The sequence below is a fragment of the Rhizobium sp. 1399 genome (assembly GCF_031455475.1).
Taxonomy (GTDB): Bacteria; Pseudomonadota; Alphaproteobacteria; order Rhizobiales; family Rhizobiaceae; genus Rhizobium.
The window spans coordinates 1-17,487 of record NZ_JAVDSU010000024.1 but is presented as its reverse complement, the minus strand read 5'-3'; the positions used below and the strand labels follow the sequence as shown (position 1 = coordinate 17,487).

Below are 17,487 nucleotides of genomic sequence, written 5' to 3'. Positions count from 1 at the left end.
ATCTCGATGATGATATGAGACTTCACTTGCTGGCCGGCCCCACCTCTACATTATGGTCTTTTATCCCACTGAGGTTGATCCGCATGGTGGCGCGGTTCGGGTCTTCTGCCGGAACGTCAGCCGGCAATTGCCCTCCCTCGCCTGCCCCCGCCGCCATGACATCTCCGACAGGATCAGCGGCCTCGTTTTCGCCCGTGCCCTCTTGGGTGCCCGGGGCCTGTTTCCACACGGCAACGTCGCCGGGATCTTCGGCATAGAAAACGTTCTCACCTTCATAATAACCACTGGCGTAGGAAAGCATGGCGTCCTCGAATGCTTCGGGGCGCGGGTTGCCGTAAAATTTTGTAGCGATGCGATAGATCTTGCTGAACATCGCCGTCCCCATGCGGAGATTTTCGCATGAATCGAATAGCTTCAGGCTCAACTCATCCGCATTCTTTATGCCGATTCCGGCCGGATATTGTGTCAGACCAACCCGGACGACCGCTTGGCCGACGTACTTCTTAGTGAGGTCCAGTGCCTCTTCGGCAGTCGCCGGTTTCGGGACGGCAAAAGTGCGGTTGCCGCTCTTTACAGTCACCTGCAGGTGGTCGGGTGCTCCGATCTCCTGAACGAATTGCTGAACGATCTCGACGCTTAGCCGTGGATCGGCGCATTGCTTGATGAAATCAGCATCAATCATGGCAGGTCCTTTCTTACTCGTTGAACGCCATTACTAGAGGGATATCGAACAGAGAGGCCCATGCCTCGCCGCTCGCTTTCAAAATGGAGACAATGTTGGAGCCACCAGTCCACCAACCGTTGCCGCTCGCGATGATCATATCGGGCTCGTGCATCATGGACTGCAGAACAGGCCACACGAGAAGAAGCTCATAGCAGATGAGCGGCGCAGCCCGTTGACCAGCTGCATCGATGTAAGGATTGCGGAAGAACTGAGCGTGCGCGCCGCCAGTCGTCCACGGTTGCCACATCGACACGGGGACGGGCATTCGCTGTTTGTAGACTATTTGCGAACTGTCGCGGGTCAACTCCATTATCGCGTTTTCGTAGCCGACAGAATCGACCACGGTAGCGCCGCCAATAACTCGCACATCGAGATCGGCCAATTCTCGTTGCCAAAGACTCTCGGTCGTCCGTCCCCAAAGGCCAAGCGCGCTTTCTGGCAGGACGACGACAGACGCCCCCTGCCCCACGGCCTCCTTGACGAGCCCGATTGTCTCAAGGTGCTGGGAATAGTCGGCGTACTGGCCTTGGGCAGTAAACTTGAATGCCGTGTTGATGCCGGCATAGCCCTCCGGTAGAGCTGGTGGTGTCCACGTTGCGGCGGACCATGCGTAAAGTCCACCAAGGACGAGCGCGGCGGCCGGCCAAGCTCTCGTCGTCATGACGAGGAGGCCGGTCGCCATCGCCGCGAGGCCCAACCACCCCCAGCCGGGAAAAAGAATGCCGGCCGCTGTGATCGGGCTTGCCCAGCCCGTTATCCCGAATGGCGGCACGCTCATGAGGATGGCGGCGATCGCATAGCGAAGCGGACGATGCCAACCGCCTTTCGAGGTCCAGAGTGTGGCGTGGACGATGACGAACAGGATCGACGCCATCAGCCAGAATGAAATTCCGATGGCGAGCTGTTCGCCAAAGAAGATTGAAGTTCCGACCGGCAGGCCGCGCGAAGCTCCCAAGAAATGGGCAGCCGCCACAAGCGACGCCACCACACGCGAGGGGGCGAATGCCCATAGTGCGGGAAACGCTACGCCAACCGGGAATGCGATGGCATGACCGCTCCACCCGATAGTGCCCGTGATGACACCGCCAGCGACGAATGCGGCGCTGATCGCGAGGTTACGGGGCGTAAGTGAGGATTTCCCGCGCGAGGCCAAGAGTGCCGTTTGCGGGGAGCGGGCCAAAGTATCTCGAGTCATAGGAACCAACAAATTCGGAATGCAGGAAAACCATGCCCTCGGGAACAATTCCACCGGCATAGACCGGCATGGCGCGGCCTTCTGCGTCGGCGGAGAGGACGCGCGATGAATGAAGCGGATTACCATCGATGATGACCTGGCCGCCAATTTCGACCGATTGACCGGCCACCGCCGCAACAGTTTTAATGAGAGGGCCGCTGCCAGAGGCGCAAAGCCCGCGCGGTAGGTACTGGCGCTCAAGAGCCAGCTTGACCGCAGCGCCGTCGGGCGGGCAGATGAATATGCGGTCCCCTGCCCTAATTTCCCTGTCCATGGCGACAATCTGCCAGAGGCCAAGATTGTAGGACGGCGTGAAATTGATCCGGTAGCCTCCAAAGGCGAACGTGCCGGCGATACCACCGATCAAAATTGCGCCAGCGCCGAGAATGGTGAGGGCCTTGCGACGGGTGCTCAACGGGTCATCCCCGGCTTCTGCGCCTGAGCCTTTGCCTGCGCTTGCACTTGCTGCTTTTCATGAGCCGCAACCTGGTGCGCAGCGTTGAACAGAGGCCATGCTGCAACCAGCTTCGCTTGATCACCGGGCGCAACCTTGGAGGCGGCATTGTCGAATTTCTTGCCCTTCGCCTCGGCATTGCTGAAGGTGTTGGCTCCGAATTTCTGATCCAGCACCTTGTTCAAGCCTTCGATCTCGGCTCGCACGATCCTGTCGGACAGGGCAAAGCCAAGATGGGAATGCAGATCGTTACGGTCGATTGCATCGCGGATGCGTTCAAGGGTCCTGCTGGCCTCATTGGAAATTGACGGAACATCGACACGTTGGCGATCCCGTTCTTGGCTCAATGTGCCGGTGTGGAGCTCCTGCACCTCGGCGCGGATGCGGATGTAATCTTTGATCGATTTCGCCAGTGGATCGACGTGGCCCATGGCGTTCTGACGCTGGGCCTTGGCCGCGCCCGACGCGAACATGCCAGTTTTTCCCCGCAACTCGCCATAGGCTTCGGGGTTGGCACTGAGCTGGTTGATGATGCGGTCCTGCGCAGACTTCGCCGTCGCGTCATCACTATTGAGAGCCGGCGCAAGATTCATCGCCTTCATGGCGTCGTCCGGCTTTTCATAGATAAGCTTCATACGGTTGTTGATATCGGTCCAATGAACGGTAAGGGTCGCATCGCCTTGCACTTTCGCCTCCACTGCCTGTTTGATCGACTTCGCCCAGGTCGCGACACCGCGTAACCAAGGCTGGCTTTGAGCCGCCGTATTGGCGGGCTGAGATTGAACGGTCTGGCCCCGGCCGAACCGCTCGATGAAGCTGGATAGTTTCGCGCCAGCTGCTGCCAGCCGGTCGCGCTGCGTCTTGATCCAACGAGCCTGATCCTTGGCAAGCGCCGCCGCGACCCGAAGCCCGTAAAGCCCTCTGTTCGTGGCATAGTCGAGCGCCTGTCGATAGTGTCGCGACCCTGCATAATCGAGCGTGGTTGTCTTCGCCCCTGAACGCGACATGCGGGCAACGAGCTGGGCCAGCAGCTTCGATTGCTGCGGCTGCTGTTCAAGGGCATCAATACGAGCTTCACGGGCGGCGGCCGTCTCGATGACCTTTGCCGTCCATACATTGCGCTGCGCGCTTTCCCATGTGGTCGTCGTTTTGCCCGTCGCCTGATCGACCGTGCGAACTGGCACGTTGACGTCTTCGACGCCATCTCTTTGGAGGCGGACAGTATCGCCATACTCCGCGCCGGAGTGCGTTACAGCCTTGGGCAAGGAAACGCCCCATACGCGATGCACCGCACCATCTGGCATGAGAACATCTGCATATGGCGTTTCGCGGCCTTCCTCGTCTTCGCGGAAATGGGCTTTCCCGACCTCGACAAGTTCGCCAACGATGCCAGCGCTATGGTCGACACGCCCGCCCTTGGAATACAGATGGGCGGCGGCAATGCTCTGCGCTGCCGTATCTCGGTCACCAACAAGCGTTGCAGACCAAACATTGCGCTCGCCAATGCGCTCTTCCCACGTCTTGGCACCCGTCACCTCATCGATAACCGGTACGGAGACGATGACCTCCTCGGTCCCATCCTTGCGCAGCGTAACCACGTCACCGACCGTCACGCCGCCCTTCTCCATCGCATCGGGCAGACTGACGCCCCAAAGGCGATGCGTGGTCCCAGATGCATCCAAAAGATCGGCATATGGGGTCGGCTTCACGTCCTCGCCTTCCCGGAATTTCGCCATACCAGCATCGACGAGTTTTCCGGTGACGCCGGCTGCATGATCGACGCGACCATATCTGGCGAACTCTTCCGTGGCGGCGTAAAGCTCAACGCTATCGCGATGACGAGTGAGCGCCACATAGGAAAGATGACGATCGAACATGGGCGAAGCGAGAACCTTGACCTTATCGACAGTCGCACCCTGGCTCTTATGGATGGTCGTGGCATAGCCATGATCAACATTGCGATATAGCGCCTGATCGATCTCGACACGCCGCTTATCGTCTCCGACCTCCGCGACGATCTTCCCCTTCTCGGCTTCGACCACTCGGCCGATCATGCCGTTCATGACACCGATGGATTTCTCGTTTTTGAGGAACACAATCTGGTCGCCGGCGGCAAACTCACGAACGCCATCCTCTGTCCTGAACTCGTGCCCCGCCCCGATGATTTTCCGCCCTTTAAGCGAGGCTCGCGCCTGCTCATTGAGGGCGCGAACATCCTTGCGCATGAAAGCCAGAATAAGGCTCGACTTATTGGCGTCGTAGTCCTGGATCCAGTCTTTGACCAATGCGGCGATCGCGCCGTCTTTGGTCTGTGCTTCAACGATATGGCCACGCTCGTTATAGGCGGTAAGTGCCTTCTGCACATCGCCCTTGGCGAGATCCATGGAGGCTTCTCGCATCCATGTTTCGCGCTGACGCCAGATCGTTCCAAGCTCTGCATACCCAATGGCGTCGGCCAGCTTCCGGAATGCCCCACCCGCCTCGATAGGCTGCAACTGGTCAGCATCACCAATGAGCACGATCTTTGCGCACGCCTTATCGACCGCGGCGATAAAGTCGGCCATCTGGCGTGACGCCACCATGCCGGATTCGTCCATGACGAACACCGTCTTGTCGTCAAGCTGATGCTGCCCGCGCTGCCATTGCAATTGCCATGACGCGAGTGTGCGGCTGGTGATCCCCGCTTCCTTCTCCAGCCCTTCGGCGGCTTTGCCCGCAAGTGCGCCGCCAACAACCTTGAAACCATTGGCCTCCCAGATTTCGCGGGCAGCCTTCATCATCGTGGTCTTGCCGGAACCGGCGCGACCTACGACAAGCGACAAGCGTTCATCACCGGTAATGCGCTCTATAGCAACATCGCGCTCGGCAGATTGGTGTTCCTGTGCTGCAATGACCTCCGCACGCGACGAAGCCGAAACTGCAAAGCCACCACGCACAGAAAGGCGTTCAGCCTGATCTGCCATCTCGGCTTCGATGCGGATCATGTCTCGCGTGGCATAGCGGTTCGGCAGCACCTCGCCCGTGGCGAAATCCACGCCCTCGGCCTCGATCATCACCAGCTCGGCACTCTGCATGACGCGTGCAAGCAGATTGGCAAACTGTCCCGGATCATCAACATAGCGATGCAGATACTTCGCCACATCGCGCTCATCAAAAACGCTCTTTTCGCGCGATATGGCTTCAAGCACGATCTCGGGTCGCTGCTCGATACGCTTCGCGTTTTCGACCCGAACCGCCTGATGCTCGGCCAGTCTTTCGAGGTCAACTGTCCGACCTTCGGCCTCAGCCTCGCGCTGAATGTTCTTGGCTGCAACACCGATATGATTGGTCGGTGCCAGGTCAATGCCACGCTCGGCATAAGACCGGCCATCGACACGGACATCATGCCCGTTCAACTCCAGATGCTTGTTCTGAGATGCATACCAGCTATTGCGTAGTTCAAGGAAATCCGCCTTGTCACCCGCCCATAGCTTGTACTGAATCTGGCCGCTTTTTGCCCGGATTGTTTGGCCGTTCTGATCGAGTATCGGAATCTTCTTGCCGCCAAATCCATCCTGCGTCAGCGGGCGAAGGCTGGTCATAAGATGCACATGGGGATTGCCCGGCGCATCGTGATAGGCCCAATCTGCCACAAGCCCTCTAGCTGTGATCTCAGCGGAAACGAAATCCCGCATAAGGGCAATATTCTGCGCGGTTGAAAGCTCGATCGGCAGTGCCAGAATGAACTCCTTGGCAAGCTGCGCATCCTTCCGGGCCTCAAAGGCTTCGACCCTATTCCAGAATGCTTCGGAAGACTGAGCCGCTGTCTTGCCTTGAACCATCGCCTTCGCCCACTCGGGCGCATCGTCGGGAATGGCAAACTCGCTGTGAGCAAGGCCGGACTTGTTTGAGAAGTCAGCAACGCGCCCTTCTCGCTCGTTCTCCATTTTTGCGCAATGTCGATACGCAGCAGCAGCCACAGCCGACCGGCCTTCGCCGCGACTTATAATCTGTGGCGTAAAGTGCGTGATGGCCAAGAGCGCCTATCCCATATCAAGAGCGCCCTAGCAAATGGGCGCTTAAAGCAGACGTTGCAACGCAACGTATTACTGCGCTGTTAGAAACAGACCAAAAAGTACCGGCAAGCCGGTACATTGTAAAGTTGATTTGCCGCTGCGCAGATATGTTAGATTGCCTGCCGCGTTGGGATAAGGCAAAACTTCAGACTGTAACGCAAAGGAGCACTGATAATGGCGAGAAAACCAAAGTCACCAGCAGAGATCAGAGCGCAAATGGATGCGCTCAGGAACGAACTCAAAGAGGCGGAAGCCAGAGAGGCGGAACGCCTCGGTGGTCTTGCCGTGAAAGCCGGACTTCATGAGATCGATGTGGCTGACTCCGACCTCGTTCAAGCGCTGAAAGAGGTGGTGACGCGATTTCAATCCAAGGCGCAATAGTCGAACGCGAAGGCTCAGAGGCCGGATCGCGTACACGGAGAGACAATTGCAGTCTGCCCGCAACGAAGATCGCAAGAAAGATACGCGTGAGAAGATCCAGCTCGGCGGTTTGGTGGTTAAGGCTGGACTCCGCGAAATGAACAAAGCCGTCCTTTTAGGGTGGCTTTGTGAACTGGACGAGCGGCTGAGGAATGACCCCGGAGAATGGGCGAGACTCGAAGCCATGGGCAAAAGAGGGTTCGAGGATGGCAAGCAAGAAAATGATGCTACTGATCGCACCGGCAGCACTGATGCTGGCGGCAGCGATCGGAATGAAGGGGATTGAATTCTGGTTCGCCGGTTTCGGGACCAGTAGCCAATCGTATCAGACGCTAGGTCGCATCGGGCTCGCGGTTCCCTATGTCACAGCGGCGCTGCTCGGCATCATATTTTTGTTCGCTACAAAAGGATCACTGTTCATTCAGTGGGCTGGCTGGGGTGTCATGATTGGCGGCGGCGTCGCCGCTACGCTAGGCGTGGGCGGCGAGATAATGCGGCTCATGTCCGTTCAAGCCGGTCAGCCAGACACCGAACTTGGCCCACTAGTTGACTGGTTTACGATCGGTGGAGCCGCAACATCATTCTTCGTCGCCATGTTCGGAATAAAGATCGGTCAGCGCGGCAACATGGCATTCGGCGCTACCGGTCCAAAACGGCTTAAGGGCGTTCGAGCTGTTCATGGCGCTAACGACTGGATGAGTCAGTCACAAGCCGCAAAGCTCTTCCCCACTTCCGGCGGCATCGTCGTTGGTGAGAACTACCGGCCTGACGCGGATACCGTCGGCCAGGTGGGGTTCGATCCACGCAGAAAGGAAACATGGGGTAAGGGCGGCAAAGCCCCCCTGCTCTGCTTCGACGCCGGTTTCGGCTCTACCCACGGCCTCGCGTTCGCGGGCTCCGGTGGCTTCAAGACAACATCGGTCGTGATCCCGACTGCCCTTAAGTTCAAAGGCTCGCTGATCGTACTCGACCCCTCAACCGAGATTGCGCCGATGGTCTCAGACCATCGTTATCGCAATCATCAAACAGTTCATTCGCTTGATCCCCGTGCGTCCCATATCGGGTTCAACGTCCTCGACTGGATCGGAAAACACGGCAACACATCGGAGGAAGATATTGCCTCAGTTGCGGCTTGGTTGATGAGCGAGAAGCCACGCGTATCCTCCGGCTCTGATGATTTTTTCCGCACCATGGCTGAACAGCTCATAACGGCAATCATAGCCGATACCATGCTGACCGATTCCGACGATGTTGAGGATGACCCGGAAGAAGATCCAGAGTTCAAGACCGGCGAGAAGACGTTACGCATGGTACGCAAACGCCTCGCCCAACCTGAAAAGACACTTCAGAAGAAGCTCGAAAAAATCCACAAGAGCACGTCATCCCGGTTCGTACGAGAGAACGTTGCACCGTTCATCAACATGACGGAGCAGACCTTTTCGGGCGTGTATGCGACCGCTGCCAAGGAGACGCATTGGTTGTCGTATGACAACTATTCGGCTCTGGTGTCTGGCAACACATTCCAAACAGAAGATATCGCCTCGGGCAACATGACGGTGTTCATCAACATCGATCTGTCGACGCTCGAAAATCATCCAGGCATGGCCCGCGTGATTATCGGTGCCTTTCTGAAAGCGCTCTACAATCGCAATGGCGATGTGAACGAACGCGCCTTGTTCCTGCTGGATGAGGCCGCACGGCTGGGCTATATGCGGATTATCGAGACGGCCCGCGATGCTGGCCGCAAGTACGGCATCACATTGCTGCTATTGTTTCAGTCACTCGGACAAATGCGCGAAGCATTTGGCGGCCGCGACGCGACCAGCAAGTGGTTCGAATCCGCATCCTGGGTGTCATTTGCTGCCGTCAACGATACCGATACCGCGGAGTATATTTCCAAACGCTGCGGCACGACCACAATTGAGGTTGATCAGGTAACGCGCAACTCCAACGGGGGCCGGAGTGGTCGCACCCGTTCCAAGCAGTTGACGCAAAGACCCTTGATCTTGCCTCATGAGGTGACGCAGATGCGAACCGATGAGCAGATAGTTTTCACAGGTGGCAATCCGCCGCTGCGCTGCGGTCGTGCGATCTATTTCCGTCGTGAGGAAATGGCTTCAAGAGTCGGTGCGTCCCAATTCGCGCCGAAACAGACGATCGACGCCGGGACATAAAAGCGGCGGCCCTTCGGGCCAAGTTTTCCACTAGGCTCCGGCCTTCTCTTCGGCGCTATGTGGGAGCGCGTTCAGGCCTCCGCCTGCTTCGCCCGCCCTTTGGGCGGGCTTCGGCCCTCCGGGCTGGAAAACCAATCTTCAAGACCTAGCGCGTCAGCGCCAGGTCGAATGATTGCTGGTAAGGCTACAGGACAGAAGCCGTCCCGGCTCGGTTTACCACAAGACTTCGGCCATCTCTTCGGCGCAATTTGGATAAGCGCGTTCTGGCCTTCGTCTGCTTCGCCCGCCCTTTGGGCGGGCTGCGGCCCTACGGGCTGGAAAACCGAACCGGGCCGAAACCCGGTTCATGAAAGCCGCCCTCAGTGGGGCGGCTCTGCGAGAAGATCCGCTATGAAAGCAGCCTCTTCAGCCTCGTACTGTTCCGTCGCCCTCACAAGCTCCGCCTCAATCCACCGGCGCTCGTCTGCGTACACCGCATTGCGAAGCTCGGCTCTCAATTCCTGAATGTGATCGTATGTGGTCATCGTTAGCTCCTCTGAATGAAAACAGAGGTTCGGCCCCAAGGTGGACGGCTTGGGTCAATGACCGCGAAGCGGCCCGAAGGGTGGATGGGGGTGCCGATTTTGTTGCGAAGCGGCAAAATTGGGGGAACCGTCCATCGTTGACGCAAGATGGCCAGCTTGGTCCAATCGCCCAATGTTGAGAGAGAGAATACCTATCCGCATGCTCTGCCCCCATAGGCCGCCTATAGCGACCCTCGACGCCGGCAGGTTCCAGCCGTTTTCCTCCCGGGCTATTTCGACGGGCTATTTGCCCGTCGACCGGCGTTATACCGCCTGAAACCGGATGAGCGGCTTGTTTGCCGCGTCTGGACGCCACCGTTGATAATCGAAAATCTCGATCGTCATCCCGGCCGCGGCCTCCCCTTCGGCGACGATCGGCGCCAGAAGTTCTCCGAGCTGGTCAGCGTGGAGGCACTGATGGCAATCAACCTGCCCGTTTATGTGCTGGATCTCCACGCGGTAAAGGCGGGTGTTGTCATTGCTCATGATCGTCTCCCCTGCTCGGCTCGGCCGCCGTAGCGGCTGAGCCGGGGCAAGGCCGGTCCATCAGGACCGGCGCTCGCTGTTGAGGTAGTCGTTCGGGATGACGGCCAAGATGGTGTCGTCGTCCTGACCCGGATAGCGGCCAAGGTTGGCGTACCAGCGGGAGTGACCTGTGTTCAGGGTAAGCGCCAGGTACGGCTTGTCCTCGTTGTTGAAGCGTTCCCAGATGCCGCCGACTTCTACGTTGCGACCACGCGGGCTCTTGGCGAAAAGGCGGTACTTCGGGGCCTTCTCATTGTCGCTGTTGAACGGCTCGCCGGTTACATCGATGTCGAAAGAGAGGGTGGCGATGTTGCCGGTGATCTTCTTGCCGTCGATCTGGATGAAGTTTGCGAGGGTGTCGGTCATTGCTTAGCTCCTTGTTAGCGTGTTGCCGATGGGAGCTTTCAAAGGGCGGAAATGGACCGAACCGCACCGAAGGCCGTAGCGCAGCGGAGTACCGGGACTAGATGCGATTTTGTTTCGCGAGGAAGGCCAAAGGCCGGGGAAAATCGTAGATGGGAGCGGTTGCGGGGCGGCACACCGCCCTTAGCTTCCCATCGTCGGCAATACGTGAACTGACAAGGTAGATGAGCAAGGAGGTGATCGACCCCCTCGCCCGCTTCGAGATTCGGACAGCGATTAGCGCGTAAGCCCGCCTTTGCCCAACTGCTGAGACTGGTTGATGGCCTGGGCCTGCTCACGCACCTGAGACTGTCCCTTGTCCAGCGTTTTCAGCACTTGCCGCGCCATGGTCAGCTGCTGAATGTCGAGCCCGTGCTTCTGGGCAAGCGGCTCAAGGTTGCGGGCAGTCCGCACTTTGCCAATATCATCACCAAAGCGATGCTCGAAGGAACGGATGGCCTTGTCTATCTCGGTCGACTGCGCCTCGGACAATGGTTGCTTCTTCTCGATAGCATTCATCATCGCGGAGTCTGGCATACGGATCTCGATCTTGCCTCGCTCGGCAAGCTGCTGCTTGTCGCTGGCAACTGTCTGCCGGATGCTATGAGCGGTCGAAATGAGATGGTCGGCAGCACCGCGCAATCCTGAACGTGCGGCGATGGCGTTGCGATAGTCCTTCCGCTCCTGCTGGCTGGAAAAAATACCGCCCGCACCTTTGTAGGGACCATAGGAATCCGGGTCCAATTCGATGCGCTTGACCACCGAACGGTCACCGATCGCGCCCGAGATTGCCGCTTCTCGAATGTCCTGGATGACCTGCGCCGGGTCCTTGTAGACGTTCGCCGCCATCCTCTCGAGATTGCGGTCCGTGTCGTTGAAACTATCGCTCGAGGCTAAGGCTCGTTCAATATCAGCCTTCGTCACGCCGGCGTCGAGATCGCGCTTTGGGATGATAACTGGCCCATGTTTCGAAGCCTCTGAAGGACCAAGCCCAGGCAGACCGCGCAGCGTGTCGGCTGTCTGGGCCTGGTCCAAGGTTTCTATACGGACCCATGGCTTTAAATAGTTGTCGAGGTGCCCCTTTCCCGGGGCTTCTAATTCCTTGGTCAGCGCATCGAGATAATCAGCCTTATTGGTCTGCGACCAATCAATGTTCATACCCGCACGCCGACAGAGTTCCGCGTGAAGGGTCATGATCGCGCGCCCGTTTCCGTCAAGGAAAGGGTGCGCATAGGCCAGAAGGCCCATGATCTCACCGGGTTTGGCCCGCATAGTGTCGCGATTGGCGGCCATACCCAAGGCCATTTCAACCGCGCGGCGACTATCATCGGGATGGGAAAACAGGTTGAAATTACCGTTCTTGCCTATAGCGCTATCGGGGGCCGTAACCGAACGGTCCTGCCCTGCCCATGGATAGACGGCCGAGAACAGTTTTGCATGCGTCTGCAGAACGTCCTCATAGGTCAGCGTTGATCTGGATTTCAGGTATTCGAGCGCTGAATCAAGAGCACCACGAAAAGCGGCGTGTTCCAGCCGCTTTACCGTTATTTCATCGGCTCCTCGGGTATTCCTAAGATAACCTCGTGTAGAATAATCGCCGAAGGGGTCGAACGTCATGCGTTTGCTAAATAATCGCCATATAGTGCAGTTGCTTTTTCAGGCGAAATAATACCCTTGCGTTGCATTGTGACGACAAGATCCTCGATCTCGTCATGCACGACCTCATCACCGGCAAGCTCGGTGATGGTGTCGGCCAGTTCGTCAGTCGCGGTACGCTCAGCGATAATGCCGTGCTGGCGTGCCAATGCGCGAATGACCTGTTCGGGGGTGGTGTCGGAATGACGTGCGGCGTGTGCCATGGCGGTCCTCAGATTTGTTAATCACTATGTAGCATATATACGTAGGTGAATCGAGGGCAGATGCCCCATTTTCCTTTGGGGCGGCCTAAGCCGCCGCCCGGTTTTCCTGCAATGAATGAAGGTAATCTGCTGCGGCCTGCGCCTTGGAAGCTGCCTTGAATATGAGACGCTTATCCTGCTTCAGGGCCTTCAGCCAACCGGCAATATATGATGCGCTTTCAGGGCGAACCTTGGCAGTGATGCTTAGGTCAGAGCATAAAAAACAAGCCGAAATTTCGGCCACAAGCTCTTCGAAAGCATAGTCCTGTGTGCGCATGTCAGTGGACTTGATACGGTCCAGTCGAGACTTTGCGCCGCACCAGTGCGATGTTTCGTGAAAAAGCGTCGCATAATACGCTTCGGCGTTCTCGAATGCCCGGAACGGCGGCATTCTGATGAGGTCGGTTGCTGGAATATAGCAGGCTTTGTCGCCCTCGTGCCGGATATTCGCGCCGGTATTGGCGATGAACAGCTCGGCGCCCTCGATACGCTGTTCCTCGGGCAAGATTGCCGGGGTTTGATAATAGTCTCCGGGCAAGTCCTCGATCTGCGAGACGTTAAAGACGGTGTAGCCCTTAAGGTATGGGATTTCCCGGTCCTCGTCTTCACCACGGCCATTATCCACGGTGCGCGTGATGGTGCCATATTTGACGATCGTAGTTCCCTTTTCGCCTTTGCGGACCTGGCCGCCAAGCCCCTGCGCCTGCTTGTAGGTCATGAACCGGTCAAACTGGAACCCATGAGCGGCGGATGCGATCCAGAGCAGGAGGACGTTGATTCCGCGATATGGCTCCCCGGTGGACCGAACCGGGCGTGGAAAGGTGCCGCCGATATTCTGCGCACTCCACGGCTTCATCCATGGTCGGGTTCCGGCCTCAAGGGCTTCAACGATGGTGTCGGTAATGCGCTGATAGGTATCTGTGCGGGCTTCGCTCACGGCTATCTCCTTTGCCTCGTCTTGCTGACGGAGGCTCAAGAGACAGGGGGGTAAGCGGCTGGCGCACCCGAAGGGCCGTAATGAAATGGAGGGCGTCAAAGCCCGAAAAATTTGCTGCGCGAGGAGGCCAAGGGCCGGGGAAATTTTTGGGGCGGCGATGCTGCGCCAGACGCGCCGCCTGTCAGCCGTCCGTCATTCAAAGCAAGACAAGGCAAAGGAATAGTGCGACTGCCAGCCGTATGCTCTGCGCGTCATGACCGGCGATTGCCAACGCCGGCCGGAATGTCATGGAAGAGGCCGGGATTGACCGGCTACCGGCCCCCTGCCCCGCGCTGCTGTGCCTCTAGGGCATCCATCATCGCGGACAAGGCTTCGTCTCCTGATGTGATCCCCATGGCCTGCGCCAACCTCCAGAACCGTTCCCGGTTGGCCTCGGTGGTGGCGATATTCAGCTTGGCGGTGCGGTTCGACCGGCGAAGACTGCGCGCGTCGAAACTTGCCGGTTCGGCGGCCTGTACTTTCTCCGGTATGGCCGGGGCATGGCGGGCGGTGAACTTATGCCGCGCGGCCACCTCTTGAACGGCCTGCTTGGTATCGACTGGCGGCTCAGAGCGTGGCTGAAATCCGGACATATCGCCAAGGTCAGGTAGATCTAGCGGAATGCGGTCTTTGCTCATGCCGCTTCTGCCTCCGTCTGGCGCAGGACGTTAAGAACTGCGGTCGCCAGTTCCTGAGCATTGACCAGTGCGGCCTGCGGGTTTGACACGTCATCGGTAGAGAGATCGAAGATCGTCCCGCCGATCTGGAACATGGCGCTGAAGGCGGCCCGCTCCATCATCGACGCTGGCAGAATTGGAATGCCCTTTTCTTCGAGGCTGGAACGAATATGGCGCTGCTCCCTGCTCAACAGCGCTGTCGTCATCGAGAATATGACGCGGTAATTGATCTTGCGGCGGAAAGCCTTGCTCTCCCGTTCGATCAGCGAAATGACCCTGCCCGCTTGATCGGCGTCGAGCTGCTTGCCCCGCATTGGGATTAGAACAAGGTCGGCGCGGCTAATCGCATAGCTGGCGGTCAGGTTGGCCGATCCTTCCAGATCAACGATGACAAAGGGGTGCTGTGCGGCTGCATTGTCGATTGCATCCACGATCGTCTCTTCATTGATCCCGCCCAGGACGTGCAGCTTTTCGGGGACAGAGTCTCCGAAACGGGTCTGCCATGTCGCGATAGGCTGGTTTGGGTCCGCATCGATGAGGGTAACTGCCGATCCGGCTTTGGCGAAGACCTGCGCCAAGACAAGAGCCGTCGTGGACTTCCCGACGCCGCCCTTGGTCGAGCAAAGAACAATAACCGGCATTACTAAATCTCCCTTCCAATTGAGTTCCTACCCGGTTCTATACAGTAAAGAAGTTACCATATTGTCACTTCCTACCGGATTTGATGGGACTTTAAACCCGCCACATAGTCAGCACAAGGCCACATGGAACCGGACGGGAACCGGGTTCCATGTGGGTTCTTATCTGGAACCGGGTTCTAATTGGGTTCTTAGTCAGAACCCAAATGGGCACGGATAAAAAGCCGCCCCCGAAGGGGCGGCTTGAAGATCAGCCGGTTTTGGCGATTTTCTTGTTGTCGTTGTCGGCCTTGCCTTCGAATTTCGCATCGTAGCTGATGGAGATCGAGAAGAGAGGGGGAAAGCCGATGGTCGCTCCGATTTTGAGCGTGCCCTGATGCCTAGCCTTGCCGATCAGCTTCTTGATGAAGGTCATGATGCGGCGGCCAGTAAGACGGAGGTAGGTGATGGTCTGTTTCATCGCGGTTCCCCTAAAAATGATGATTTCGCATGGTGCGTAGCTAATGCAGCGGCGTCCGGCCGTTTTTCGCATCGCGCAGCGATCGCAACGAAGTGGAGAACCTGAAGGGTTGCTAAAAACGGTCAGCCGCTAAATTCGCGCAGCAGACCATCGAAAAGCTCATCATTTTGACCGCCATGAAACTGACCAGCACCGGTTCGCGATACAGACGCGTCTTGAACGAAGAAGCTGCTCGGCAACGCGGGTTGATAGCGCGACTGTGCGACCATCGGCATTCCCCCGGCGAGTTCCCGCGATGCTTCATGAGTTTGGCCGACAACATGCCTTATCGCCAAAACCGGCTGATCTTCATGTTGACCAAAGGGAGGCATGTCCGCGTGGGGGAAGGGGAGCACGAGGGGAGGGGCTTTAGGGGCTCCCCTCGTAACCTGTCGGCGGGCGCTCGATGCGCCCGACGGCTGGCCGGGTTTGATCTGCTATCGAACAAGGCCCAGCAATTCGCCAATACCGGGCGGTGTAGGGCGTCCCGCCTCCTTCAGCATGGCGATCATGTCGGCATGGGTGAGTCCCGTAATCTCATAACCCTGCGTGCGGACAGCCAGAACAAGGCTTTCGAGGCTGGGGTACTCCTCAAGGAATGCCCCTAGCCAAAGGGCGACGGCCTCGTTTTCCGGATCGGGAAACGCTGTGAGAAAATACGTACGCAAGGGGCGATCATAGCCAATTGTCGCCTCCGGATCGGTCGCTGTTTTTGATCGGATTTCGATGATGTAGCGGCTCATAGTGCCTCCTAGTCTTCGATGGGTTCTATGTCCCGCAACTCGATGAATGCGATCTTTTCGCTTCGCTCGCGCCCCCTTGGATCAAGGTTCACATAGACGTAGTCAGCAAAAACCGCGCTGCAAAGACGCCAAATGACGCCCTCACGACCGACGCGCCGTTCGGATTGCCCATCGATCGACGGGGGAGCGCATTTGACGCGTACACGCTGCCCGAGGCGCAGCCAATTCCTAGCGCCAGCAATTGTTGCGTCTCGCTCGGCCGGCGAAGGGGCCTTTCGGCCCGTTCGCGCCCATGGGGTTTGGGGATCAACGGCTAGAAGCGCCGTTTGCTCTTCGGGTGACAGGTCATGAAATCGCTGCACGTCATAGTCCGGCGACCATTGCATTACGGGAGCAGTCGAGCATTTGAAAAAATGCTCCAGCGTGGGGCCTCCGAACAAGTCCGGCTGGATACCGGCCAGACGCTTTTCGTATTGAGCTTGCCGGTACTCAGCGCGCCAGCGTGCATCCGTCCCGACCTCAAACCGCTCTACGTCCTGCCGTAGAGCGGCCCAGGTATGGCTCTTGGACATGATCTAACCTCCTAGAGTAGCGCCAATTGCTCGGCGGGCCGGGGCATGGGTTTGGCGGCGATCCGCTCGGCCTCGGCAGCACGTCGGGCGCGGGCCTCGGCAAAATCAAAACAAACGATTTCGCAAATGATGCTGGTATCTTTCCAAGCGTCTTTGAAAATCGCGGTGTCGATTCCGACTCCTGCCTCCATAACAAAGCCGGTCGCCTTCTCGAAATCGACGCCTTTGCCTGTGGTGCGCCGGTCAAAATATGGTCGGCCGGAATACTGAAAAGAGGCCGATCCCTGCGGAATGATAAAAGCGCCATGGTCGGCCAGCTCGGCGGCAATATCGATGACGTGGAACTCAAATTCCGCACCACGATAACGGGGACCGTTGGCGTTGCGGCGGACACGGCCAAACGGTGGATTGCCAACGGCGATATCGAACCTGCCTAGATCAAGCTCCCGCCAGTCGAACACATCCGCGTTGATCCAGCGGGCATCGGGCAGGAGCTTGCGGCCAACCTCGCAGTATTTGGGGTTGATCTCGATGCAGGTAAGCTCGGTGACGCGGCTGCCGTATCTGGCCCGCTCTCTGATGAAATGGGAGAGAATGCCGATACCGGCGCAAAGGTCGACGACGCGACCGCCTCCGCCATCGAGCGCAAAATCTCCGGCCAAATCATAAGGGGTAAAGAACGCGCCTGCTGCGCCATTGATGAAGTTTGCCCCCTCGTGCCAGTTTTGAAAGACAAACTCGCGCTCGCTCTCGGTAAGCCGGTCTTTCGTCAAAATGGCCTCGGCCTCGGCATGTGCCTTGCGCTGCTGTCTTGTGAGTTTCGCCATTGTTTCGATCTCCTTTTTCCCGCGAAGCGGACCTGCCCAGATCGGGCAGGAGCCCCGCTCCTGCTCCCGAGCAATCGGCGATCCGATCGGGGGAGAGGGGGGCAAG

20 protein-coding genes are annotated in these 17,487 nt (G+C 58.0%); 3 read left to right on the top strand and 17 right to left on the bottom strand.

All coding sequences use genetic code 11. From position 1 onward, the window contains the following. Positions 1-22: 22 nt before the first annotated feature. From J2X71_RS37065 to traA, 4 genes are read right to left on the bottom strand one after another with little or no spacing between them, the layout of a single operon-like run. Positions 23-682, bottom strand: a complete 660-nt coding sequence (locus tag J2X71_RS37065; RefSeq protein ID WP_310390401.1) for a conjugal transfer protein TraH — start codon at positions 680-682, stop codon at positions 23-25. 13 nt (positions 683-695) lie between these two features. Further along, complete coding sequence (locus tag J2X71_RS37060; RefSeq protein WP_310390400.1) at positions 696-1,919, bottom strand: conjugal transfer protein TraB; 1,224 nt, start codon at positions 1,917-1,919, stop codon at positions 696-698. Beyond that, the gene (gene traF, locus J2X71_RS37055) at positions 1,840-2,373 is read right to left on the bottom strand and encodes a conjugative transfer signal peptidase TraF (protein WP_405049797.1); all 534 of its coding nucleotides are present in this window, start codon (positions 2,371-2,373) and stop codon (positions 1,840-1,842) included. Before traF ends, J2X71_RS37060 begins: the two co-directional genes overlap by 80 nt. Continuing rightward, a complete protein-coding gene (gene traA / locus J2X71_RS37050; protein ID WP_310390399.1) occupies positions 2,370-6,428 on the bottom strand; it encodes a Ti-type conjugative transfer relaxase TraA in 4,059 nt (1,352 codons plus the stop codon). Before traA ends, traF begins: the two co-directional genes overlap by 4 nt. A 213-nt stretch (positions 6,429-6,641) precedes the next feature. Between traA and J2X71_RS37045 the strand changes: the two genes are divergently transcribed. The 3 genes from J2X71_RS37045 to traG are packed head-to-tail and all read left to right on the top strand — an operon-like array spanning position 6,642 to position 9,061. Then, positions 6,642-6,848: a TraC family protein gene (locus tag J2X71_RS37045; RefSeq protein WP_310390398.1), complete on the top strand. Its 207-nt coding sequence runs from the start codon at positions 6,642-6,644 to the stop codon at positions 6,846-6,848. A 46-nt stretch (positions 6,849-6,894) separates the two neighbouring features. Next, on the top strand, positions 6,895-7,173 hold the full coding sequence (locus J2X71_RS37040; RefSeq protein ID WP_310390397.1) for a conjugal transfer protein TraD: 279 nt from the start codon (positions 6,895-6,897) through the stop codon (positions 7,171-7,173). Continuing rightward, a complete protein-coding gene (gene traG, locus J2X71_RS37035; protein WP_310390396.1) occupies positions 7,094-9,061 on the top strand; it encodes a Ti-type conjugative transfer system protein TraG in 1,968 nt (655 codons plus the stop codon). The genes J2X71_RS37040 and traG overlap by 80 nt, the downstream gene beginning before the upstream one ends. 359 nt (positions 9,062-9,420) lie before the next feature. Here traG and J2X71_RS37030 read toward each other — a convergent pair whose 3' ends face one another. The 13 genes from J2X71_RS37030 to J2X71_RS36970 all read right to left on the bottom strand — a co-directional run. Further along, on the bottom strand, positions 9,421-9,585 hold the full coding sequence (locus tag J2X71_RS37030) for a hypothetical protein (protein WP_310390395.1): 165 nt from the start codon (positions 9,583-9,585) through the stop codon (positions 9,421-9,423). Positions 9,586-9,888: 303 nt separating this feature from the next. Further along, positions 9,889-10,110: a hypothetical protein gene (locus J2X71_RS37025; protein ID WP_310390394.1), complete on the bottom strand. Its 222-nt coding sequence runs from the start codon at positions 10,108-10,110 to the stop codon at positions 9,889-9,891. 60 nt (positions 10,111-10,170) lie between these two features. Then, positions 10,171-10,515, bottom strand: coding sequence for a DUF736 family protein (locus J2X71_RS37020; protein ID WP_310390393.1), 345 nt, complete (start codon positions 10,513-10,515; stop codon positions 10,171-10,173). Positions 10,516-10,788: 273 nt separating this feature from the next. Beyond that, positions 10,789-12,168 (bottom strand): Fic family protein, encoded by a 1,380-nt coding sequence (locus tag J2X71_RS37015; protein WP_310390392.1) that lies wholly within the window; start codon positions 12,166-12,168, stop codon positions 10,789-10,791. After that, positions 12,165-12,410 (bottom strand): hypothetical protein, encoded by a 246-nt coding sequence (locus J2X71_RS37010; protein ID WP_310390391.1) that lies wholly within the window; start codon positions 12,408-12,410, stop codon positions 12,165-12,167. Before J2X71_RS37010 ends, J2X71_RS37015 begins: the two co-directional genes overlap by 4 nt. 85 nt (positions 12,411-12,495) lie before the next feature. After that, the gene (locus J2X71_RS37005) at positions 12,496-13,386 is read right to left on the bottom strand and encodes a zincin-like metallopeptidase domain-containing protein (RefSeq protein ID WP_310390390.1); all 891 of its coding nucleotides are present in this window, start codon (positions 13,384-13,386) and stop codon (positions 12,496-12,498) included. A 311-nt stretch (positions 13,387-13,697) separates the two neighbouring features. Beyond that, complete coding sequence (locus J2X71_RS37000; RefSeq protein ID WP_310390389.1) at positions 13,698-14,063, bottom strand: hypothetical protein; 366 nt, start codon at positions 14,061-14,063, stop codon at positions 13,698-13,700. Further along, positions 14,060-14,743: a ParA family protein gene (locus tag J2X71_RS36995; protein ID WP_310390388.1), complete on the bottom strand. Its 684-nt coding sequence runs from the start codon at positions 14,741-14,743 to the stop codon at positions 14,060-14,062. Before J2X71_RS36995 ends, J2X71_RS37000 begins: the two co-directional genes overlap by 4 nt. Before the next feature lie 247 nt (positions 14,744-14,990). Next, positions 14,991-15,200 carry a trans-acting factor B gene (locus tag J2X71_RS36990; protein ID WP_310390387.1) on the bottom strand — a complete coding sequence of 70 codons (210 nt, stop codon included), beginning with the start codon at positions 15,198-15,200 and terminating at the stop codon, positions 14,991-14,993. A 122-nt stretch (positions 15,201-15,322) separates the two neighbouring features. Further along, positions 15,323-15,469, bottom strand: a complete 147-nt coding sequence (locus tag J2X71_RS36985) for a hypothetical protein (protein ID WP_310390386.1) — start codon at positions 15,467-15,469, stop codon at positions 15,323-15,325. A 207-nt stretch (positions 15,470-15,676) separates the two neighbouring features. Further along, entirely contained in the window at positions 15,677-15,982 is a 306-nt protein-coding gene (locus tag J2X71_RS36980; RefSeq protein WP_310390385.1) for a hypothetical protein, read from the bottom strand. A gap of 8 nt (positions 15,983-15,990) precedes the next feature. After that, positions 15,991-16,554: a hypothetical protein gene (locus J2X71_RS36975; protein ID WP_310390384.1), complete on the bottom strand. Its 564-nt coding sequence runs from the start codon at positions 16,552-16,554 to the stop codon at positions 15,991-15,993. 11 nt (positions 16,555-16,565) lie between these two features. Next, on the bottom strand, positions 16,566-17,487 hold a 922-nt coding region (locus tag J2X71_RS36970; protein ID WP_310390383.1), incomplete at its 5' end, for a hypothetical protein.

Bases quoted from the DNA above. Each gene is read 5' to 3' on its own strand.
- J2X71_RS37065 (WP_310390401.1), bottom strand. From the start codon at position 682: ATGATTGATGCTGATTTCATCAAGCAATGCGCCGATCCACGGCTAAGC.
- J2X71_RS37060 (WP_310390400.1), bottom strand. From the start codon at position 1,919: ATGACTCGAGATACTTTGGCCCGCTCCCCGCAAACGGCACTCTTGGCC.
- J2X71_RS37045 (WP_310390398.1), top strand. From the start codon at position 6,642: ATGGCGAGAAAACCAAAGTCACCAGCAGAGATCAGAGCGCAAATGGAT.
- traG (WP_310390396.1), top strand. From the start codon at position 7,094: ATGGCAAGCAAGAAAATGATGCTACTGATCGCACCGGCAGCACTGATG.
- J2X71_RS37030 (WP_310390395.1), bottom strand. From the start codon at position 9,585: ATGACCACATACGATCACATTCAGGAATTGAGAGCCGAGCTTCGCAAT.
- J2X71_RS37025 (WP_310390394.1), bottom strand. From the start codon at position 10,110: ATGAGCAATGACAACACCCGCCTTTACCGCGTGGAGATCCAGCACATA.
- J2X71_RS37020 (WP_310390393.1), bottom strand. From the start codon at position 10,515: ATGACCGACACCCTCGCAAACTTCATCCAGATCGACGGCAAGAAGATC.
- J2X71_RS37015 (WP_310390392.1), bottom strand. From the start codon at position 12,168: ATGACGTTCGACCCCTTCGGCGATTATTCTACACGAGGTTATCTTAGG.
- J2X71_RS37010 (WP_310390391.1), bottom strand. From the start codon at position 12,410: ATGGCACACGCCGCACGTCATTCCGACACCACCCCCGAACAGGTCATT.
- J2X71_RS37000 (WP_310390389.1), bottom strand. From the start codon at position 14,063: ATGAGCAAAGACCGCATTCCGCTAGATCTACCTGACCTTGGCGATATG.
- J2X71_RS36995 (WP_310390388.1), bottom strand. From the start codon at position 14,743: ATGCCGGTTATTGTTCTTTGCTCGACCAAGGGCGGCGTCGGGAAGTCC.
- J2X71_RS36990 (WP_310390387.1), bottom strand. From the start codon at position 15,200: ATGAAACAGACCATCACCTACCTCCGTCTTACTGGCCGCCGCATCATG.
- J2X71_RS36985 (WP_310390386.1), bottom strand. From the start codon at position 15,469: ATGGTCGCACAGTCGCGCTATCAACCCGCGTTGCCGAGCAGCTTCTTC.
- J2X71_RS36980 (WP_310390385.1), bottom strand. From the start codon at position 15,982: ATGAGCCGCTACATCATCGAAATCCGATCAAAAACAGCGACCGATCCG.
- J2X71_RS36975 (WP_310390384.1), bottom strand. From the start codon at position 16,554: ATGTCCAAGAGCCATACCTGGGCCGCTCTACGGCAGGACGTAGAGCGG.